General features: G+C 39.3%; 18 protein-coding genes. 8 read left to right on the top strand and 10 right to left on the bottom strand.

The annotated features are described in order from the left end of the window. The first annotated feature begins 28 nt into the window (after window positions 1–28). On the top strand, window positions 29–1045 hold the full coding sequence (locus F777_RS17150) for an IS3 family transposase (protein ID WP_051408358.1): 1017 nt from the start codon (window positions 29–31) through the stop codon (window positions 1043–1045). Further along, on the top strand, window positions 1023–3206 hold the full coding sequence (locus F777_RS0103565) for a PAS domain-containing hybrid sensor histidine kinase/response regulator (protein ID WP_026750836.1): 2184 nt from the start codon (window positions 1023–1025) through the stop codon (window positions 3204–3206). The genes F777_RS17150 and F777_RS0103565 overlap by 23 nt, the downstream gene beginning before the upstream one ends. A gap of 15 nt (window positions 3207–3221) precedes the next feature. Here F777_RS0103565 and pdxH read toward each other — a convergent pair whose 3' ends face one another. The 4 genes from pdxH to F777_RS15605 are packed head-to-tail and all read right to left on the bottom strand — an operon-like array spanning window position 3222 to window position 8047. Further along, window positions 3222–3866: a pyridoxamine 5'-phosphate oxidase gene (gene pdxH, locus F777_RS0103560; RefSeq protein WP_026750835.1), complete on the bottom strand. Its 645-nt coding sequence runs from the start codon at window positions 3864–3866 to the stop codon at window positions 3222–3224. Between the two features lie 36 nt (window positions 3867–3902). Further along, window positions 3903–4937: an efflux RND transporter permease subunit gene (locus tag F777_RS18490; RefSeq protein ID WP_255326261.1), complete on the bottom strand. Its 1035-nt coding sequence runs from the start codon at window positions 4935–4937 to the stop codon at window positions 3903–3905. Between the two features lie 5 nt (window positions 4938–4942). Continuing rightward, window positions 4943–6976 carry an efflux RND transporter permease subunit gene (locus tag F777_RS18485; RefSeq protein ID WP_255326260.1) on the bottom strand — a complete coding sequence of 678 codons (2034 nt, stop codon included), beginning with the start codon at window positions 6974–6976 and terminating at the stop codon, window positions 4943–4945. A gap of 18 nt (window positions 6977–6994) precedes the next feature. After that, on the bottom strand, window positions 6995–8047 hold the full coding sequence (locus F777_RS15605) for an efflux RND transporter periplasmic adaptor subunit (protein ID WP_037369796.1): 1053 nt from the start codon (window positions 8045–8047) through the stop codon (window positions 6995–6997). Between the two features lie 50 nt (window positions 8048–8097). Between F777_RS15605 and F777_RS0103545 the strand changes: the two genes are divergently transcribed. The 4 genes from F777_RS0103545 to F777_RS15600 are packed head-to-tail and all read left to right on the top strand — an operon-like array spanning window position 8098 to window position 12071. After that, the gene (locus F777_RS0103545) at window positions 8098–9027 is read left to right on the top strand and encodes an SDR family NAD(P)-dependent oxidoreductase (protein ID WP_235785970.1); all 930 of its coding nucleotides are present in this window, start codon (window positions 8098–8100) and stop codon (window positions 9025–9027) included. Between the two features lie 7 nt (window positions 9028–9034). Then, entirely contained in the window at window positions 9035–9802 is a 768-nt protein-coding gene (locus tag F777_RS0103540; protein ID WP_037369101.1) for an SDR family NAD(P)-dependent oxidoreductase, read from the top strand. A gap of 8 nt (window positions 9803–9810) precedes the next feature. Then, window positions 9811–11022 (top strand): acyl-CoA dehydrogenase family protein, encoded by a 1212-nt coding sequence (locus F777_RS0103535; RefSeq protein WP_026750832.1) that lies wholly within the window; start codon window positions 9811–9813, stop codon window positions 11020–11022. Between the two features lie 8 nt (window positions 11023–11030). Then, on the top strand, window positions 11031–12071 hold the full coding sequence (locus F777_RS15600) for a phosphotransferase family protein (protein WP_037369099.1): 1041 nt from the start codon (window positions 11031–11033) through the stop codon (window positions 12069–12071). On the opposite strand, the gene F777_RS0103525 is transcribed toward F777_RS15600, so the two are convergent. From F777_RS0103525 to F777_RS0103505, 5 genes are all read right to left on the bottom strand, one after another. Continuing rightward, complete coding sequence (locus F777_RS0103525) at window positions 12068–12844, bottom strand: peptidase associated/transthyretin-like domain-containing protein (protein ID WP_026750831.1); 777 nt, start codon at window positions 12842–12844, stop codon at window positions 12068–12070. The two genes, F777_RS15600 and F777_RS0103525, sit on opposite strands and share 4 nt — an antisense overlap. Before the next feature lie 82 nt (window positions 12845–12926). Continuing rightward, entirely contained in the window at window positions 12927–13658 is a 732-nt protein-coding gene (locus F777_RS0103520) for an esterase family protein (protein WP_026750830.1), read from the bottom strand. A gap of 3 nt (window positions 13659–13661) precedes the next feature. Further along, a complete protein-coding gene (locus F777_RS0103515) occupies window positions 13662–14405 on the bottom strand; it encodes a ParA family protein (protein WP_026750829.1) in 744 nt (247 codons plus the stop codon). Between the two features lie 35 nt (window positions 14406–14440). Further along, a complete protein-coding gene (gene chrA, locus F777_RS0103510; RefSeq protein WP_026750828.1) occupies window positions 14441–15697 on the bottom strand; it encodes a chromate efflux transporter in 1257 nt (418 codons plus the stop codon). A 7-nt stretch (window positions 15698–15704) separates the two neighbouring features. Continuing rightward, window positions 15705–16649 carry an isopenicillin N synthase family dioxygenase gene (locus F777_RS0103505; RefSeq protein ID WP_026750827.1) on the bottom strand — a complete coding sequence of 315 codons (945 nt, stop codon included), beginning with the start codon at window positions 16647–16649 and terminating at the stop codon, window positions 15705–15707. A gap of 118 nt (window positions 16650–16767) precedes the next feature. On the opposite strand from F777_RS0103505, the gene F777_RS15595 reads away from it, so the two are divergent. Next, the gene (locus F777_RS15595) at window positions 16768–17676 is read left to right on the top strand and encodes a DUF3089 domain-containing protein (RefSeq protein WP_051408408.1); all 909 of its coding nucleotides are present in this window, start codon (window positions 16768–16770) and stop codon (window positions 17674–17676) included. Between the two features lies 1 nt (window position 17677). Here the strand turns inward: F777_RS15595 and recQ are convergent, their stop codons facing one another. Continuing rightward, window positions 17678–19936, bottom strand: coding sequence for a DNA helicase RecQ (gene recQ / locus F777_RS0103495; protein ID WP_081720452.1), 2259 nt, complete (start codon window positions 19934–19936; stop codon window positions 17678–17680). Window positions 19937–20122: 186 nt separating this feature from the next. On the opposite strand from recQ, the gene F777_RS0103490 reads away from it, so the two are divergent. Then, entirely contained in the window at window positions 20123–21085 is a 963-nt protein-coding gene (locus tag F777_RS0103490) for a KpsF/GutQ family sugar-phosphate isomerase (RefSeq protein ID WP_026750825.1), read from the top strand. The last annotated feature ends 46 nt before the right edge of the window (window positions 21086–21131 follow it).

The raw sequence follows: 21131 nt of genomic DNA, 5'->3' as shown, positions 1-21131 counted from the left end.
CTTTGAAAGTAAGATAAAGGTTAGTCGGATGCTGCAATGGTGTGGTGTTAATCGGAGTAGCTTCTATTACCGATGTAAATCGGGAAAACAAGGCAGAAAGCCATCGACCCATACTCTGATGAAGGATGGTAATGAGCTCAGCAACATCAGCGTGATTATTGCTGTAAAGTTTATTTTAGGCATTGAGTTTGTTGACTATGGATACCGGGTGATGACTTCCAGTCTTCGACAGGAAGGTTTTCTAATCAATAGGAAAAAGGTGTACAGGCTGATGGCGGAGCAAGGTTTGCTGTATTGTAGTAAAATTCAGGTTAAGACAGACAAGCGTAAGTTTGTTCAGTACTACACTCAACAAGCCGAAGCGCCGATGCAGCAGCTGTGTATGGACATCAAGTACCTTCATATCCATGGTGCAGGTCGTAATGCATTGGTGTTGACTGTGCTCGATGTATATAGTCGCAAGATCTTGGGACAGCTTCTTTGGTGGCGTATCCGAAAGGAACAGGTGAAGTGGTTGCTTAGCCGGATTATTGAAAAACATCCTGTTAAGGGTATCACCATCAGAAACGACAACGGAAGTCAGTTCATTGCCCAGCTTGTGAGGGATTACCTCAAAGAGATGCAAGTAGACCAAGAATTTACCCATGTTGCCACTCCGGAGGAGAACTCTTTCATAGAAGCATATCACAGCATTGTAGAGCGAACCATTGAACGCAGATATGAGTTTGAATCGATCTATGATGCCGGCCTGGTCATGAACAGGTGGAAAAAGCATTACAATGAAAGAAGGCTACACGGAAGCTTAGGTGATCAATCACCACAACAGGCCTGGGATGACTATTATACTGGTGTTGATCTGCTTAGGCAACCTGAAGCCGCAAAGCCGGAGGAAAAGTCAAGGCCGGTGGTTGAAGGCCCTTGTGAAAAGGCCACCACCGCTTCGTATAGCCTTGAGTTTTCTGCAGGCGAGGCTATCTTTGCCAAAAGCAGAGAAAAAACAGCCCAAAACAGACTAACCAATATTGAACTTTTGTCTAGTTTTTAAGGGGTCGAGACAAAATAAAGACCCTAAAATTGCTGAAACAAGGTCAGCGGTATTTCAAAAAGTAATAGAGAGTAAGAAGCAGTATTCATGGGAAGAAAGTCATGTAAACGATAAAGGGGAGACCGAATATCATTTAAGAAATCTTTATCCTGTTCTAAATGAAAATAATGAAGTTAAGCTGGTAATTGGATTTGGATTGAATATAACAGAAAGAAAGCAGATTGAAGAAAAAGTAAAGCTTAACGAAAAGCGATACAGGGATTTGTTTAATTATAGTCAGGCACTTATTTGTACGCATGACCTGGAGGGGAAATTATTAAGTGTTAATCCTGCCATTTGTAAAATAATGGGATATGAACAGGAAGAACTGATTGGCAGAAATATCAAGGAATTTATACCATCAGAAAGAGTAGCATATTTTGATAAAACCTATTTAAAAGAAGTTTTGGGAACAGGGCAGGCCGAAGGGGTCTTCTCCATTGTTTGCAAAAATGGAGAGCAGATTTTCCTTCTCTTTCAGAATTATATGGTAGAAGAAGACTCCAGCACCCCCTATATAATTGGGTTCTCACAGGATATTACCAATAGAATTCGTGCTGAACAGGAATTACTTAAAGCAAAGGAGGAAACGGAAAGAGCAAGTAGGGTTAAAGAAGTATTTCTTGCCAATATGAGTCATGAAATCAGAACACCAATGAATGGTATTCTGGGCATTGGTAGTCTTTTGTATAAAACTCATTTAACCCCAAAACAGTCCGAGTATACCAAGTTAATATTGGAGTCGGCTGATAATTTGTTGCATATTGTAAATGACGTGCTTGATTTTACAAAAATTGAATCTGGAAAAGTTGAACTGGAAAATATACCCTTTAATGTGGAAGACAAAATAGCTTCTACACTAAAAACTTTTGTTTTCAAAATAGAAGAGAAAGGTCTGGAATTAATTTTTGATAATCAGATTACAAAAGACAAGATAATTATTGGAGATCCATTCAGACTGGGGCAAATCTTAAATAACTTAATCAGCAATGCGCTTAAGTTTACTGAATACGGAAAGATTACTTTGGTTGCCCGGGAAGAAGTTAAAAATGAAGAGGAATCTGTTTTTGAGTTTGTGATTACGGATACAGGAATTGGAATTTCAGAAGAAAACCTTGCCCATATTTTTGATGAATTTGTTCAGGCTTCTTCAGAAACCAGCAGAAAATATGGTGGAACCGGTTTAGGATTAAGCATTACAAAGAATTTGATTGAAATGCAGGGAGGAAGTATATGGGCAACAAGTGAATTGAATAAGGGCACCTGTTTTACTGTTCAGATTCCCTACAAAACCGGAAATATCCGTTTACTAAACCCGGAAAAGGAAGAAGCCACTTACAATTCTCTGGAAAAAAAGAAAATACTGGTAGCAGAAGATGTAGCCATTAACCAGATTATTGTGAAACAAATCTTGTCTGATTGGGGACATGATGTAGTGATCGTTAACAATGGTCAGGAAGCCTATGAAGCGCATCAGAGACAAGACTTTGATTTAATCTTAATGGATATTCATATGCCTGAAGTAGATGGATATGAAGCCACACAAATGATCAGAAGACTGAATGATACCAATAAAGCTGCAGTGCCAATTATTGCATTAACAGCCAATGCATTTAAGCAGGAAACAGAACGATTTGCAGAAGCCGGATTCAATGATTATATCACTAAACCATTTACTGAACAGGTCTTATATGATTGTATCAAGAAGCAACTACAACTTGCACATTCTATTGACTTTGGCAAAAATTTATCCGACACTTCAAAAACTTTATCAAATGAGAAGTTATATAATCTGGATGCTTTGCAGGGCATAGATAGAGACGATACAGAATTCTTAATTGAAATTATTAGTGTATTTAATAAGAATACAAGGAAAGATTTAGAAAACTTACTTAAAGCAATAGATAATAATCAGATGAATGAGGTATTTCAATTTTCACATAAAATGAAATCCTCTATATACAGTATGGGCATAAAGCAAGCTTACAAAATCATTGAGATCCTTGAGTTTTATGCGAAAACCGGAGAGCAGGAAGAAAAAATACCTTTACTGGGTAAGCAGTTAGAACAAATTCTAGAACAGGTATTTCTACAATTAAAAACAGATTTTCCTGCTAGTTAATCAAGCTCCTGATTGTTAAGGAGCTAATCGTTCCCTGTTCCAACCACCCATCGTTTTGGTATATTTTAATCTATCATGTAGGCGGCTGCTTCTGCCTTGCCAAAATTCAAACGATTCTGGCTTTACTATATACCCGCCCCAATGCGGTGGTCTGGGAACTGCATTTTCATCAGGATATTTTTTTACCAATTCATTGTAGTTGTTTTCAAGAAAAGATCGATCCGGTATTACCTTGCTTTGTGGAGATACCCATGCCCCTATCCTACTACCTGAAGGTCTGGAATGAAAATAGGCATCGCTATCTGCGGGATCAATTTTTTCTACAGCTCCTTCAATTCTGATTTGTCTTTCTAGTTCTTTCCAGAAGAATAGGAGTGCCGCATTTGGATTAAAAGCCAGATCCTGACCTTTGGCGCTTTCATAATTGGTGAAAAATACAAAGCCATCCTGAGTATATCCTTTCAGCAATACAATTCTGGCTGCTGGTTTTCCATTACTGTCAACAGTAGCCAGTGTCATAGCATTTACTTCATCAATGTCTGCAGAAGTAGCTTCTTCCCACCATACCCTGAATTGATCAAAGGGATCGACAGCAGCATGGGATTCATCAAAAGACTTGAGCATATAATCACGGCGAATATCAGATATGGAACTTAGCATGTTTCTTATAATATTAAACGCTTTATTACAACTATATTAATCAGTAATATCAACCTTTTTGGCATCATGCTTGCCAGAGATATAAGTATACACAGCAGGAATAACAAATAAGGTTAACAATAATGAAAACATAATACCTCCGACAATCACAATACCCAATGGCATACGACTGGTTGCCGCTGCACCAATACTAAGCGCAATCGGTAATGCACCCAAAGCGGTTGCCAAACTAGTCATTAAAATAGGCCTCAAACGCTGTGCTGATGCTTCCAGAACTGCCTCTCTTTTAGCCAGGCCAAACTCTCTTTTTTGATTGGCAAATTCCACAATCAGAATACCATTCTTGGTAACCAGACCAATCAACATAATCATACCAATCTGAGAAAAAATATTGATGGTCTGATCAAAAACCCAAAGACTCAATAAAGCCCCTGCTAATGCCAAAGGAACGGTAAGCATAATGGTAAACGGATCTTTAAAGCTTTCGAACTGAGCAGCCAGAACCAGATATATCAGAATCAACGCAAACCCAAAGGCAAATGCAGTGTTGGAAGAGCTCTCCTCAAAATCTCTTGAAGGCCCATTTAAAGCTGTTTTAAAACTTTCATCCAATAATTTGTCACCTATTCTTCTCATTGCTTTTACACCATCTCCAATAGTCATTCCTTCTGCCAATGATGCAGAAATAGTGGCTGCCTTGAAACGATTGAAATGATACAAAGTGGGCGGATTAGAACTTTCTTCTAATTTCACAACCGCTTTTAATGGGATACTTTCTCCTCTGTTATTTCTTACATATAGTTTTTCTATATCAGCTGGTTTCTGTCTGTCTTTGTAGGCAACCTGTGAAATTACTTCGTATTGTTTGCCATTCATAATATAATAAGCCAGTCTTCTGCCACTAAAGGCACTGGAAACTACATCTGCCACATCAATAATAGAAAGACCTAGATCTTTTGCTTTGATTCTGTCGATTGTTAATTGCAGCTCAGGCTTATTAAACTTTAGATTCACGTCCACATTTTGAAAAGTCTTATCCTTTCTGGCTTCTTCCAGAAACTTAGGAATCACCGTTTTTATTTTTCAAAATCAAGGTTCTGTAAAATGAACTGAACGGGTAAGGAGCCGCGGGAGCCCAAACCAACAGAAATGGTTTGCTCTTCAACAGGAAAGATCCTGGCATTATTGATACTGGGTAATTTTTTTCCGATGGCTTTGGCAATTTCTGATTGAGATCTTGTCCGCTCATTGGGCTCTACCAATTTAATTCTCAGGGTACCCCCATTTACCCCACCGCTACCTCCAAATCCGGGAACCGCCGCAAATACAAAATCTTTTTCCGGAACCGAATCGGTTAGATAATTCAAGAGCATGTCACCTGTTTCCACCATATAACCGTAGCTGGCTCCCTCAGGACCACTCATCTGAAAACGAATACTACTTCTATCTTCAAGAGGTGCCAGTTCACTTTGTAACCCGGAACCAATCCAATAAATCAGTCCCATACAGGCAATTACAATTACCCATGCCAGCCATCTGACTTTTAAAAATGCTCCCAACAGATTTTTATATCCGTTTTCCATGCCTTTGAAAAAAGGCTCGGTCATTTCGTAGAATTTGCCATGACCAGCATCTTTTTTATTCAGGTATACATTCAGTACCGGAGTAATGGTTAGTGATACAAATGCAGAAATCAATACTGCCGCAGCTACCACAATACCAAATTCACGGAACAGGCTACCTACAAATCCCTGTAAGAAAATCACAGGCAAAAACACTACTGCGAGTGTGATAGAAGTGGAAAGAACGGCAAAGAAAATTTCCTTACTACCTTCCAGCGCAGCTTTCCTGATAGGTAACCCTCCTTCCAGCTTTCGGAAAATATTTTCGGTAACAACAATACCATCATCAACCACCAAACCTGTTGCCAGCACAATACCCAATAAAGTCAGTACATTAATAGAGAATCCGGAAATGTACATGATGAAAAAAGTAGCTACCAGGGAAATGGGAATATCAATCAACGGACGAATAGCAATCAGCCAATTTCTAAAGAAGAAAAAGATAACCAAAACCACTAATGAAAAAGAAATCAACAAGGTTTCTTCTACTTCTTTAATAGAAGCCCGAACATTTTTGGTCTGATCAATCAGGGTGGTCATCATAAAGTCCCCCTTCTCGGTCTTCTGTATTTCTGCCAGACGCTTGTAAAATTCATCTGCAATTTTAATATAGTTGGCACCTGGTTGCGGAATGATAGCCATACCTACTGCATTCACTCCATTTAAGCGCCAGCTGTATTCATCATTTTCCGGACCAATTTCAACATACGCAACATCAGATAAACGAACAATGCCTCCTGCTGTCTGACGAATAATTAAATCCCTAAAATCTTTTTCGGTAGTTAATCTTCCTAGTGCTTTAATCGTTAACTCAGTTTTATCACCATAGATTTTTCCAGAAGGAATTTCAACGTTTTCCGTATTTAATGCTGTACGGATATCGCTGAAAGTAACATTGAATGCATTCAATTTATCCGGATCAATCCAGATACGCATAGACGGACGCTTTTGTCCGAATATATTCACTGCGCTCACTTCAGAGATGGTTTGGAACCTTTCCTGCAACACATTTTCAGCGTACTCACTCAACTCCAATAACCCTTTTGTCTGACTTTGCACAGCCAACATGATGATGAAGTCGCTATTGGCATCCGATTTACTTACTACTGGTGGCGCATCAACGTCCTGGGGTAAATTTCTTACCGCCTGACTCACTTTATCTCTAACATCATTGGCAGCTGCTTCTAAATCTTCAGACACGTTAAATTCAACAGTAATATTACTGTTTCCGTTAGAGCTGGAAGAAGAGATACTTCTAATACCGGGAATACCATTGATGGCTTTTTCCAGTGGTTCTGTAATCTGGCTCTCGATAATTTCAGAATTCGCCCCTGAATAAGAGGTTCTAACATTCACTACCGGAGGGTCCACTGCCGGATATTCTCTTACTGCAAGAAAACTATATCCAACTATCCCAAACAAAATGATGAGAATATTCATCACTGTTGCCAGGATGGGTCTTTTTAATGATAATTCAGAAATATTCATGGGATATGGCTGCTTCTACTATTTGATAATATCACTCAATTGCTTAACAGAACGAACTTTTACGGGTTGCTTGGGTCTAACAAATAATACTCCTGTAACCACTACACTGTCTCCGGGTTGAAGGCCTTTGGTAACTTCTACAAACCCTGTACCTCGCATACCTGTTTCTATGTCTACAAAAACTCCTTCACCTCCGCGGGCGACAATGATTTTTTTAGCTTTTGCATCAGGAATAATGGCATTCGTTGGAACCAGAATACTCGACTTGTTCTTGCTGCCTTCTAAAAACACTTTCACAAATGTACCTGGTGACAAAGAGGGTCCATCCAACACCGCACGCACCCGGAGATTACGGGTAGTGGGGTTAATTTGAGGATCTGTTGCAATTACAGTGGCTCTTCTTTTATCATTGCTTTCGTTGGTTTGTACCTGTACCGAAGCGCCAACGCGAATCATATTGGTATAAAATTCCGGCACATTAAAGTCGATCTTAACTTTGTCTACCTGCTGTAGTGTTGTCAAAGTAACAGCAGGGGTAACATATGCACCCGGGCTGATTTGTCTTAAGCCCAGAACACCTGCAAAAGGTGCTTTGATTACTGTCTTGTCTATCTGCGCCTGAGTAATTTGCAAATCTGCTTTTAACCCATTAACCTGATTCAAAGCCAAATCGTATTCAGATTGGTTAATACCGTTTATAGCCAGTAATTTTCTGAGTCGTTCTTCATTCTTTTGAGCCAACTCAAGCAATACCTTGGTTTTAGACAAACTTGCCTGTAAGTCAGCATCATTAATACGGGCAAGGACAGCACCCTGTGCTACTTTAGCTCCGTCAGGGGCATTCAGCTGAATTAACCTGCCACTTACTTCCGGATTAATATTCACGGTTTCCATTGGAATTACAGACCCATTTACTTCAACCTTGTTGTCTACATTTCCGGTTCCTGCAATCAGAACATCTACAATGGTTGCAGAAGGACCTTTTGATTTTGCATCAACATTTTCTTTTTTAGCTTCCTTGCAGGCAAATATCAACAAGGGCAATGTCAGCAGCAGATTAATTCTTTTCAAAGGAGTCAATTTTTGGAAGCTGTAAAGATAGAATTAAAAACTTGGAGGAAGTGCAGGTTTTGCTGAATGGCGAAAGCATAAAATTATTCGGTGAATCAAGCGAAAAATGCATTGCTTTAATTACATTCAGTAAACAATTTCTGCCTATGTATGTATTGAGCAACCGATATCCTGAAAAAAGAGCATTCATTACCGGTGCAGGATCTGGATTGGGCAGGGCTTTGGCTATTGCATTGGCCAAAGATGGATGGACCATTGGACTGGCAGATAACCAGCCTAAACTTAATCAGGAAACAGAAGAATTGGTGCAGGAAGCCGGAGGCAAAGCGCTTCTTTTTTCTCTGAACGTAGCAGATAAAGATGAATACAAGGAAATAGCCCAACAGTTTGTTCATGCGACAGGGGGGATTGATTTACTCTTTAATAATGCCGGGGTTGGCGATGGTTCGCCTTTTGAAGAATATTCCCTTGAAAACTATGAATGGATGGTAGGGATTAATCAAATGGGGGTTTTGTATGGTTGCTGGTATTTTATTCCAGTCATGAAAAAACAGGGATACGGGCATATTCTGAATACAGCCAGTGCAGCTGCTATCAGCTGTGCGCCGACCATGGGTGGGTACAATATGACCAAAGCAGCGGTGGTTGCCATAAGTGAAACCCTTTACAGTGAATTATTTGATGTCGGCATTCATGTTTCCTGTATTCAACCAACCTATTTCAAAACTAATATTGCCAATTCGGTCAGGGGTGGCGCCATTACTGAAAAAATTACAAGAAAATTCATTGAAAAATCCGGATTAGAAGCTGCTGATGTAGCCAATGAGATTCTAATCCGTGCAGGCAAAAAAGAACTCTATATCATATTGCCAAAAGCAGCAGTGACCATGTGGAAACTGAAAAGACTGGCACCGACCTGGTTCAGGCTAAAGGTGAAAGATCAGTTTATGAAAGCCATGCATAAAGCACTCTCAAAATAAATTACCTATGCAAATCAAGGAAACATTTAGTCTGGAAAGAAAAGTAGCCTTAGTCACTGGCGCCAGCAAAGGAATTGGAGAAGCCATAGCACATTACTTTGCCAGTAGTGGAGCCGCAGTTGTAATCAACTCCAGAAAACAGGAAGAATTGGATAAAGTAGCTGCTACCATTCAAAGGCTTGGTGGAAAATGCATCGGTATAGCGGGTAATGCTGGGGATTCTGCCTTCTGTAAAATATTAATAGAGAAAACCATTGAGGCTTTTGGTGGAATTGATATTCTGGTTAATAATGCTGCAAGTAATCCAGTCTTTGGTCCGGTAGTAGAATCTGAATCATGGGCTTTTGATAAAATCATGAATGTGAATGTGAAAGCACCATTTGAACTGGGAAAACTTGTTTACCCCATTATGAAAGAAAGAGGCGGCGGTTCAGTAATTAATATCAGTTCCATTGCAGGTATTACGCCAGATCCGGGACTGGGGCTATATTCTGTGTCCAAAGCCGCTTTAAATATGCTTACTAAAGTAACCGCCAAAGAGTGGGGTAAAGATGGAATCAGAGTGAATGCAATTTGTCCGGGACTCATCAAAACCAAATTTTCAGAAGCATTATGGCAGGATGAAAAGTGGTTGAATCGATTTGTAAAACTGGCTCCTATTTCAAGAATGGGAACAGTAGATGAAATTGCAGCACTGGCTTTATTTTTAGCTTCGCCGGCTTCCGGATATTGTACAGGCACATTATTTACCGCGGATGGGGGCGTAACCATTTAAAAAAAATTATGGAAGCCATTTTTGTAACTGAAAGATTGAAAACGCTTTTACCGGAAATCAAAGCCTTTGTTGAAGCAGAATTAATTCCTTTAGAAAGCGAGCATACCACAAGGCCATTTAAAGCAACAGAAAAATTACTTGCTACTAAAAGAGCAATGGTTAAAGAAAAAGGTTGGTGGAATCTGCACTTGCCTGTTTCTGAAGGAGGCATGGGATTAACCCTTTGCGAATTTGGTCAGGTGAGTGAAATTTTATCCTTATCTCCTTATTATGGCCAATATACATTTAACGCACAACCTCCCGATATTGGTAATACAGAAATGATTGCCCGATTTGCATCGGAGGATATTAAAAGAAAATATTTACACCCTTTATTAGAAGGTCAGATTCGCAGCTGTTTCTCAATGACAGAGCCGGAGTTTGCAGGTTCAAACCCAACCAGATTGGGCACTACAGCAGTTAGGCAGGGCGATCAGTATATTATCAATGGACACAAATGGTTTACCTCCTCTGCTGACGGTGCTTCATTTGCAGTAGTCATGGCGGTAACCAACCCGGATGCTGCGCCTCACGAAAGAGCCAGCATGTTTATTGTACCCACAGATACACCTGGTTTTGAATTCGTTCGCAATATTCCAGTGTTTGGAGAAGCAGGAGAAGGCTGGGCCAGTCATGCAGAAATACGTTACACCAATTGTTGCATACCGGTAAGCAATATCATTGGCACAGAGGGATCTGGATTTAAGTTGGCACAAGAACGCCTGGGTCCAGGAAGAATACACCATTGCATGCGTTGGGTAGGGATTGCAGAAAAAGCATTTGACCTGATGTGCAAACGAGCTGCAACCAGAGAAATTAAAGAAGGTGAAATGTTGGGACATCAACAATTCATACAAGGGTTTATTGCAGAAAGTCGCGTAGAGATTGATGCTGCCAGATTATTGGTATTAAGAACTGCACACAATATTGATTTGTACGGAGCTGCAGCAAACAGAGATCAAATTGCAGGCATTAAGTTTTTTGTGGCGAATATGGTCTTAAAAGTTTTAGACCGCGCCATACAAGTACATGGCGCTATGGGACTATCAGATGAAACCATGCTGGCGAATTTATTTCAACACGAAAGAGGTGCCAGAATCTGGGATGGCGCAGATGAAGTGCATAAGCAGAGTTTGGCATTGAGCATTTTAAAAAAATATGGCATGAGTAGAAAAATGTAAACTGTAATATGGAAAAAACCGTTCCCCTTTCCGATAAAGAAGTGTTTGATATACCTGGTATAAATTATTTGTTGAAAAACTTTATACCAGATGCGAAACCCATACAATCCATTACGCGTTTTCCAGGCGGCTATTCCAATTTAACCTACAGCATTCAAACAGACAGCCAACAATTTGTTATGCGAATGGCCCCGCCAGGAGCCAATATTAAATCGGCACATGATATGGAGCGGGAATACAAAGTGCTCCAATTATTAAAACCACATTTTGGTCAAGTGCCGCAAACTATCATATACTCAACCGACACAGGCATCACCGGCGCTTCGTTTTATATCATGGAACAATTAGATGGGGTTATTTTAAGGGCCCATAATGCTCCTAAAATGAATCTATCACCTACTCAATTTGAACATTGTTCAAAGCAGTTGATTGAAACATTGGTGCAATTACATGCCATTGATATTAACAAAACAGGATTAATTAATTTAGGCAAACCGGAAGGATATGTAAACAGGCAAGTGGCCGGTTGGATCAAAAGATATTATGGGGCTGAAACCAATAAAATTGAGGCAATGAACACCGTTGCAGAATGGTTAACACAATATCAGCCCAAAGCGCAGGAAGCAGCATTATTGCACAATGATTTTAAATACGACAATATAGTTTTCAATAAGGATTTTACAAAAGTAATCGGGGTATTAGATTGGGAAATGGCAACCGTGGGTGATCCACTGATGGATCTTGGTGCCATGTTGGCTTATTGGTTTGAAGACAATGAAGAACCCATTTTTAAACAATATAATTGTACCTGGCTACCTGGTAATTTAACAAGAAATGAAATTATTTCTTTGTATGCAAGCCTTACCAAAAGAGATGTTTCAGATATTCATTTTTACTACGCATTCGGCTTATTTAAAAATGCAGTTATTGCACAACAGATTTATCACCGATATAAACAGGGCTTTAGTACCGATGAGAGATTTGGGGCATTATTACCCTTAATAGAATTATTAGGTAGAAAAGCGCTTAAAGCAACCAGACATTATTAATCGTCTCTTCTTCTATATAAACCACCCCGCCAGTTGTATTTGGAAGAACGGTAATCCTCGTATTGCTTGCCAATATAATAACCCAGTTCCAAATCGTTCAATAGTTTTACCAAACCATAGGCAGGACGATAGCGACGCATAAAGGTATCCAGTTCAGGTGACTGAAGTCCCGTAATTTTCTTTACAAATATTTTGGTAAAGCGGCTGTTTACATATTTTTCCTCTTCCTCTTCAATCAATCTTTTTTGCAAGGTTAAAATACTTCTATTGCGTTTAACCCTGAACATATTAATGATGCCTTCTAAATCAAAACCAACCGAAGCCCCGGGATTATAATTAGGGCTGGAAACAACTCCTAAACTGGGTTTTTTAAAATTGAACACTTTGGCATAATCCTGACGGTTCATCATAGAGTCGTACCTATAATAATTATTGCGCACTTTCACTTCCGGTAAATCAAATGCCCTTACATGAATCATTACATTGAATCGCTCCAGATTGCTAATGGTGTCAACCGGATATTTCATGGTTGATTTTCCTATCAAAGAAAACCAGATAGAGTCTGTTTTTAGTACTGTTAAGTTATAATAACCTGTTGAATCTGTAATAGTGCCTCTTCCAGAAGTGCTTTGTACCGCAACAGCTTCCAATGGCCTTCTGGCCGAAATATCATAGACATTTCCACTCACTGTTGTGTACTGGGCCTGTACATTAGCAGCAAATGAAATAAGCAGTAGTAAAATGAAAGCCGATATTCCGGAAAAATACCTCAATTGCCTTTAATTAATGTGTAATATTAGTTCAGCAATGGCATAGTACCATAGGTTCTTAGGGAATTAACGAGTTTTTTACAGTTTAAAACTTCTTATCTAAAATATACGGAAGCATGGATCTCCAGGTAGGCCAGTCGTGGTGAATGTCTGGGCCCCAAACATCCAGATCATACCATATTCCTTTATTGTATAGAATGCCGGCAAATCTTTTAGATGCTTCAGGATCTTCAAAATTTCCACTACCTGAATAAATGTGAATATGGTGACTGGCTTTTATTTTGCTCAGGTACCAGTCGTCTTGTAAACTGGGAATATAGTGTTCCGGGCTATTATAAAATACCTGATCGTCCCAGAAACCTTTGGTATATTCTGTTAGATTATACACGCCGCTCATACTAATGGCGCCGTTCAGTATATCTGGCCTTTTTAAAAACAGATTCATGGCATGCAATGCACCAAAAGAGGCACCACAGGTATAAATCATTGTTTCATTGCTGGTGCTGTTGCGAATAAAGGGAACCACTTCATTAAAAACATACTCATTGAACTGGTTATGACGAATTGCTTTGTGTTCAGGGAGCATCTGATTGTTCATCCAGCTTTCCTTATTCATACTATCAATGCTGAAAACCCGGCACTTCCCTGATTCAATCATGGGTGCAATGGCATCAATCAGCTGGAATCTTTCATATTCCAGATAATCTGCAGCAGCAGTTGGAATCAGCAAAATGGCAAAGCCGTAATGACCATAAGCAGCAATTGGCATTTCTTTATTTAAAGCCGGACTATTCCAGGAACTAAGCTCTCTTTTCATATACTATTCAATACAGGTCTTTTTAATTTCCTTCCATAAATTGTTATAACATTGTGCGGCAAAACCACTGGCTGCAAAAGTTTCCAGCGGAGCCTGATTCACACCCATTTTTTCTACATCACTTAAATAGGGGATATAACTTTTAAAGAAGAGTTTGTCTTTATAAAATTCATTGATGACTTCGTGATGTAAGTTCTTCCGATGGTCTACCATACTAAAGAAACATTTGAGTTTTGAAGTATCAAAATCATTCTCTTTAAAATACTGGAGCACAGACTCAAAAGAGCGGATAGACAAAGTTGTTGGAATATTTGGCATAAATACCCAGTCTGATCCGGTAAATACAGCATCGTGTAAAATAGAAATACCCGGTGGGCAATCCAAAAAAACAATATCGTATGATTTCTTAACCGATGAAAGCAAAGAAGCAATTTTCTTTTTGCTTTGCTTCATATCATTTAATAAGATATCTGCATTTCTCGCTGAAATATCAGAAGGAATAATATCCAGGTTATCGTAGGCAGAACGCTGAATTGCATCTGCCAAATCCAATTCACCACTGATGAGTTTTCTGGATTCATTTTTAACCGTTGATGCAATGCCCAAATAAAAGGAAGAAGATCCCTGTGGATCCAGATCCCATATTAAAGTTTTATATCCCTGTTTAGCACTTAAATAGGCCAGATTGATGGTAGCTGCAGTTTTGCCAACACCACCTTTTAAATTATAAAGGGCTATGGTTACCATAATTAAAAATATGCTTCAGAGGAAGATACAAAAAATCAGGCAATAGCGCCCAGTAATAAGCAACCAATTACAATAAACGGTGCGGGTACGCGATTTAAGCGAAGTACCATCAGTGTGGCAATTACAATCCCCAAGTCCCAAAAAATAGACCAGTGCTGTGAACCCAATTCAGGTAAAATATGGTCATTTAGTAAGTACAAAACAGATCCGGCCATGATACCTACCACTGATGCCCGAATACCTTCTAATGACCTGAAAATCACTGCATATTTCTTTAAATTATGCCAGACGGGAAAGAAAAATAAGACCAGTAAGGCACTGGGCAAAAAAATTCCAATTACTCCAATCATACATCCCAAAACCTGCTTTTCAGTTCCCATTTCCTTCAATACCATACCGCCCGTGAAAGCACCAATAGAAAAAACCGGGCCCGGAATTGCCCTGACAATTCCTGATCCTGTTAAAAATGCTTCCCTGTCTATTTTCAGAACATCTCGCCTGTTTTCAAGAATTCTTTTGCTCTGAGGACGTGTAACATATTGTTCATACATCAGTGGAATCAAAACATCCCCGCCTCCAAAAACCAGACTGCCAAAACGATAATTGTTTTCGAACAGGTTATATACTTTGCGGTTTTCCCAGTTTTGTTTGGTGGCTGTTTCGGACAGATAACCTGTTATACCAAATAGCACCAAAAAAATCAGGAGATTACCCCATTTTACCTGTTTAGGTGGATTTCCTTTTTGCGGGATTCTTTTATCACTGAAATTGGTGGCAATACCGGCACAAACAATCAGAATCGGAAAAATCCAGGGTGTTTTAAAAGCCAGAAAAGTAGCAATCGCTGCTATCAAAACAATCACACGGGTAATTGTATTATTCACTGCCACTTTATAGGTTCTTAATGCAGAATAGGCAATAAATCCAATTGCCATTGGCTGGATGAATCTAAAAAAAGTAGCCGGGTTTTGAATTTTGTCAAAATAATACAACAAAAATGAAAGGCTCGACATCAAGAGACTTGCCGGTAAAATCCAGATGATCAATGTAAGAATGGATAGTAAAACACCTCCACGCTTATATCCTATTAAAGTTAATACCTGCGTGGAAGAAGCTCCTGGCAACATCTGACAGAAGCCATTATAATCAAGCAATTCTTCTTCCGTTACATCTTTTCGCTGATGTACAAATGTTTTCATCATCATTCCCAGATGACCTTGTGGTCCGCCAAATGCAGTGATACTGTGCGTAAACACAGCTCTTAAAAAGGGGATATGACGAATCAGGTTCAATGGCAGACTATTTCTTTAGTCCAATTTCTCTTAACCTTTCATCGAGGTATTCACCGGCAGTTGTGTCCGGATATGCTTTGGGGTTCTGCTCATCAATACAACTTTCCAGACAGGCAAGGCTCATTTCACTTCTGGGATGAAGGAAAAATGGCATGGAAAATCTGCTGGTATGCCATAGTTCTCTGGCCGGATTAACTACCCGATGCGTTGTGCTTCTTAATTTATTATTGGTTAGTCGCTGCAACATATCACCTACATTCACCACAATCTGTTCTGGCAAGGAAGTAACATTCACCCACTCTCCCTGTTTGGTCAGAATCTGCAAACCATCGGCAGAAGCACCTACCAATAGCGTAATCAGATTGATGTCTTCGTGTTGTTCTGCTCTTATAGCTGATTTAGGTTCAGATGTAATAGGCGGATAATGGATACAACGCAAGATGGAATTTCCATTGTGGATATGCTCATCAAAATAATGTTCGTCAAGACCCAGATACAACGCTATCGCCTGCAGGAGGGCTTTTCCGCTTTTTTCAAAATTCCTGTACGCATTGTATAAGGTTTCATTGAAAGGAGCAATTTCTGAAACCTGAACGTTATCGGGATATTCAGATTGAATGGCATCCCGATCTTCTACCGTTTGACCATATTGAAAGAATTCTTTTAAATCAGGGGCCTCACTGCCTTTTGCGTGCTCTTTACCAAAAGAAGTATATCCTCGCTGACCTGCCAAGCCGGGAATTTCATATTGCTTTTTCTTCTCGAGCGGAAGAGAAAAAAACTGCTGTACATATTCATATTGATGGGCAATCAACTGATCTGGAACCCCATGGTTTTTAACCGCAACAAATCCAACTTCTTCATATGCTTTTCCCAATGCCTGTACAAATGCGGCTTTCTCTTCGGGAGTTCCATGCGTAAACTGTGCTAAATCAACAACTGGTATGGCCATAACAAAAGTTTATACGAAAATACAGGAAATTCAATAATAGCAGGCATTGTAAACCAATCCAATAAAAAGAGTGAACTTTATTCTATGAAAAAGTTAGCCTTATTGGTTTTAGTTATAAGTGTTTTGGGCAGCGCATCCGGATAAAAAAGATCCGGCAGACAGTATACCTGAACCTTTGAAATCAACAGCAGTAACAGATAGCACAGTAGATGTGTTTTTTATTCATCCTACTACTTATACTGATAGTGATTTACCGTATGGAAACAGTGCACCCATCAATAACAATGAGCTCAATGCCAAAACAGATTATAGTACCATTTTATTTCAGGCAAGTGCATTTAATCAGGCAGGTAAGATTTTTGCACCAAGGTATCGTCAAGCCAATTTACAGGCTTATTTTCCAAAGAATTCAGCAGACAGCTTATCAGCTATAGCGGCTTTTGAATTGGCTTATCAGGATATAAAAGCTGCATTTGTACATTATTTAAACCATTACAATGAAGGTAAACCCATTATCATAGCAGCACATAGCCAGGGAACCACTCATGGGAAAAGATTAGTTAAGGAATTTTTTGACAATCAGCCACTGCAAAAAAAGTTAATTGCTGCCTATTTAATTGGAATACCGGTTTCAGAGAATGAGTATACCCATATTCAATCCTGTAAAACCAACAATCAGACAGGATGTATTGTAGGTTGGCGCACCTATAAAACAGGGTATACGCCCCCAATCATTTTAAAAGAAGAAAATAAGGCAATCGTTACAAATCCATTAACCTGGAATGAAGAACCTGCCGTTGCAGATGCCAGCTTAAACATGGGAGGAATACTGCTGAATTTTAATAAAATAGTCCCTAGGGTTGCTTCTGCCAAAATTGAAGGGAATGTTTTATGGACAAACAAACCCAGATTTTTTGGAAATATTTTTTATACAACCAAAAACTATCATGTAGGCGATATTAATTTATACTATCTGAATATCCGCGAAAACCTGAAACAGCGTATCAGCAGTTATTCTAATAAGTAAATTAATTGCCGTAAACACTCAGGAATTTGATCCTCATGATTTTTAACTGCTCCCAGTTAAAGTCAAATTCAGCAAGCTCTTCACGGGCAACATCGAGTGAAGAAGTTTCACAGCTTTTGAAATATTCCAGAATTTCATCCTGCTCATCTTCGCCCAGCCATTCATCAATGGCATAATCCAGATTCAGCCTGGTTCCACTTGCAGCAATGGTTTCCATCTCTTCCAATAATTGGTCAAGTTTCAAATCTTTATTCCTTGCAATGGTTTCCAGTGGAATTTTTTTATCTACATTCTGTATAATGTAAATTTTGTTGCTTGCAGCATTGGCTACGCTGCGCATGACAAAATCATCGGGCTTTTCAATATTATTCTCTTCAACATAACTGGCAATCAATTCCACAAAAGGTTTACCATATTTCAGGGCTTTCCCTTTACTTACACCCTGACACTTACTCATTTCATCCAATGTGGTTGGATACAAGGTTGCCATATCCTGTAAAGAACTTTCAAGGAAAATAACAAAGGGAGGTAAACTTTTTTTCTTCGCCTCTTTTTGTCTAAGCTCTTTCAGCATGGTAAATAACTGTTCGTCTGTGGCAGCACCAGACTGAGAGCCAGATTCGTTTTCGTCATCATCAGCATTGGCGTCTTCAAACAGATTATTCAAAACCATTTTAAAGGAGGATGGCTTCTTGAGGTATTTAAGCCCTTTTTCACTCACTTTCAATAAACCATACTCTTCAATATCTTTTAGCAATAAGTTTTCAAGTAACAGCTGTCTGATTAAACTATTCCACAAATGTGTTTCCTTGTCTTTACCAATTCCAAATTCTGGTAAACTATCATGACGGAACATGGTAATCTGTGGTGTAAGCTTCCCGGTTAAAACATTTACTACATAATCGGCAACAAATCTTCCATCCAGCGCATTTACCACCTTTAGCACTTTTACTACTTCTTCTTTGGCTTCAAATTTTTCTTTTGGATTCTTACAGTTATCACAAAGTCCGCAGTTTTCAGTTGCCGTAGTTTCCCCGAAATAATGTAAGAGAATCTTTCTTCTACAAACTGCACTTTCAGAATAGGCCACCATTTCATCAATTAATTGAGCACCCACTTCTCTTTCACTCAGAGGTTTATCGCGCATCAGGTGTTCCAGCTTGGATACATCTTTATGAGAATAATACAATACACAAATACCTTCCAGACCATCCCGACCCGCTCTGCCTGTTTCCTGATAATAATTCTCGATTGATTTGGGAATATTAAAATGAATTACAAAACGGATGTCCGGTTTGTCAATACCCATACCAAATGCAATGGTGGCTACAATCACCTGCACATCTTCATTCAGAAACTGATCCTGACGCTCGGCTCTTAGTTTCTGATCAAGACCTGCGTGATAAGCCACGGCTTTAATTTTATTCGCCACCAGCAATTCTGCCAGCTCCTCAGTTGTTTTTCTGTTTAGGGTATAAATAATCCCACTCTTCCCCTTATGCTGCGTAATGAATTTTACAATGCTTTTTACGGTTTGCTCCTTTTGAATCTTGGGTAGAATTTCATAGAACAGATTGGTTCGGTTAAAGGAGGAAATAAAAATATTGGCTTCTCTTAAACCCAGATTCTTAACAATATCACTTTGAACTTTAGGAGTAGCAGTAGCCGTTAGCGCAATCACCGGTTTGTCGGGATGAATCATGTCCATCATTTCCCTGAGTCTTCTGTACTCTGGTCTGAAGTCATGTCCCCATTCTGAAATACAGTGTGCTTCATCTACTGCAAAAAAGGAAATATTCAGATCACTGAAATATTCCAGGTTTTCCTGTTTGGTCAGGGTTTCCGGTGCAACGTATAATAATTTGGTTTTACCGCTGTTAAGATCGTCTTTTACCGCTTTAATCTGACTTTTATTCAGGGAAGAATTCAAAAAATGGGCAACTTCATCATTTTCACTGTATCCTCTAACCAAATCCACCTGGTTTTTCATCAGGGCAATCAATGGAGATACAATTATGGCACAACCATCCAGCATCAGGGCTGGTAACTGATAGCAGAGACTTTTCCCTCCGCCTGTGGGCATAATTACAAATGTGTCTTTCCCGTCTAAAAGACTGTTAATGGCCGCTTCCTGAGTTCCTTTAAATTCTTTAAATCCAAAATATTGCTCTAAAGCTGCATGTATAGGATATTGGCTTGCACCAGCCGTTTTTTTGGCTGTTGATTTCCTGGTTACTGCTTTTTTTGTAGTCGTTGCCATTGGGGGATATCTATTTACTTCACAAGAACAATCAGTGTCTGTAAAAGTTAAACAATTTTTGCCTTTTTTCCTTATTTATTTCAACAAATAGCCTAAAAATCAAGCTATTTTGCAAAAGGGTTGCGAAGTTAATGAATCCAATATGCAATACCCGACCAAAGCTGTTAAAGTTTACCTTTGCTAAGCATGAATACAAATATCCAGACCATAGCCCGGCAAACCATTGATACTGAAATGGCTTCCATTCAGGGATTGAAGGAGTTTATCAATGATGATTTTGAAAAAATTATTCAGGCAATTCATCATACAAAAGGCCGATTGATTGTGAGTGGGATAGGTAAAAGTGCCATTGTTGCCCAAAAAATTGTAGCCACGTTAAATTCAACCGGAACCCCCTCATTGTTTATGCATGCTGCGGATGCCATCCATGGAGATCTGGGAATGATAACTTCTGATGATGTAGTAATGCTGATTAGTAAAAGCGGGGAGAGCCCTGAAATTAAGGTTCTGATCCCCCTAATCAACAATTTTGGCAACTTATTAATTGGCATGGTTGGCAATATGGATAGTTATCTGGCTCAAAAAGCCAACCTGGTTATTAATACAACCGTTGAAAGGGAAGCCTGCCCCAATAACCTGGCCCCAACCAGCAGTACTACTGCACAGATGGTTATGGGCGACGTACTGGCTGTTTGCCTTATGGAATTGAACCAATTCAACAACAGGGACTTTGCCAGATTTCATCCCGGGGGCAATTTGGGTAAGCGCTTGTACCTGAGGGTTGAAGATTTATCAGAAAACAATCAAAAACCAGCTGTTTTACCTACTGCCAGCTTAAAGGAAGTCATTGTAGAAATTACACAGAATCGGCTGGGTGTAACTGCTGTTGTTAATGAGGAAAATTTACTAATCGGCATCATTACTGATGGAGATTTAAGAAGAATGCTGGAAAAAACCAGTGATATTTCAACCATTTGTGCTGCCAATATTTTATCTCCCGATCCGGTAACCATTTCGCCTCAGGCAATGGCAGTTGAAGCCCTGGAGTTGATTCGTCAAAAAGACATTAGTCAGTTGGTAGTAGCCGAAAAAGGTAAGTATATGGGTATCATTCATCTGCATGATTTAATTAGGGAGGGAATTGTATAAACTGAGCAATAAGTTTAAATTGAAATCGTTTGTATTGCAGCAATTA

This window comes from Sediminibacterium sp. C3, from assembly GCF_000508085.1.
GTDB lineage: Bacteria > Bacteroidota > Bacteroidia > Chitinophagales > Chitinophagaceae > Sediminibacterium.
This window is presented reverse-complemented; position numbering and strand designations above follow the sequence as displayed.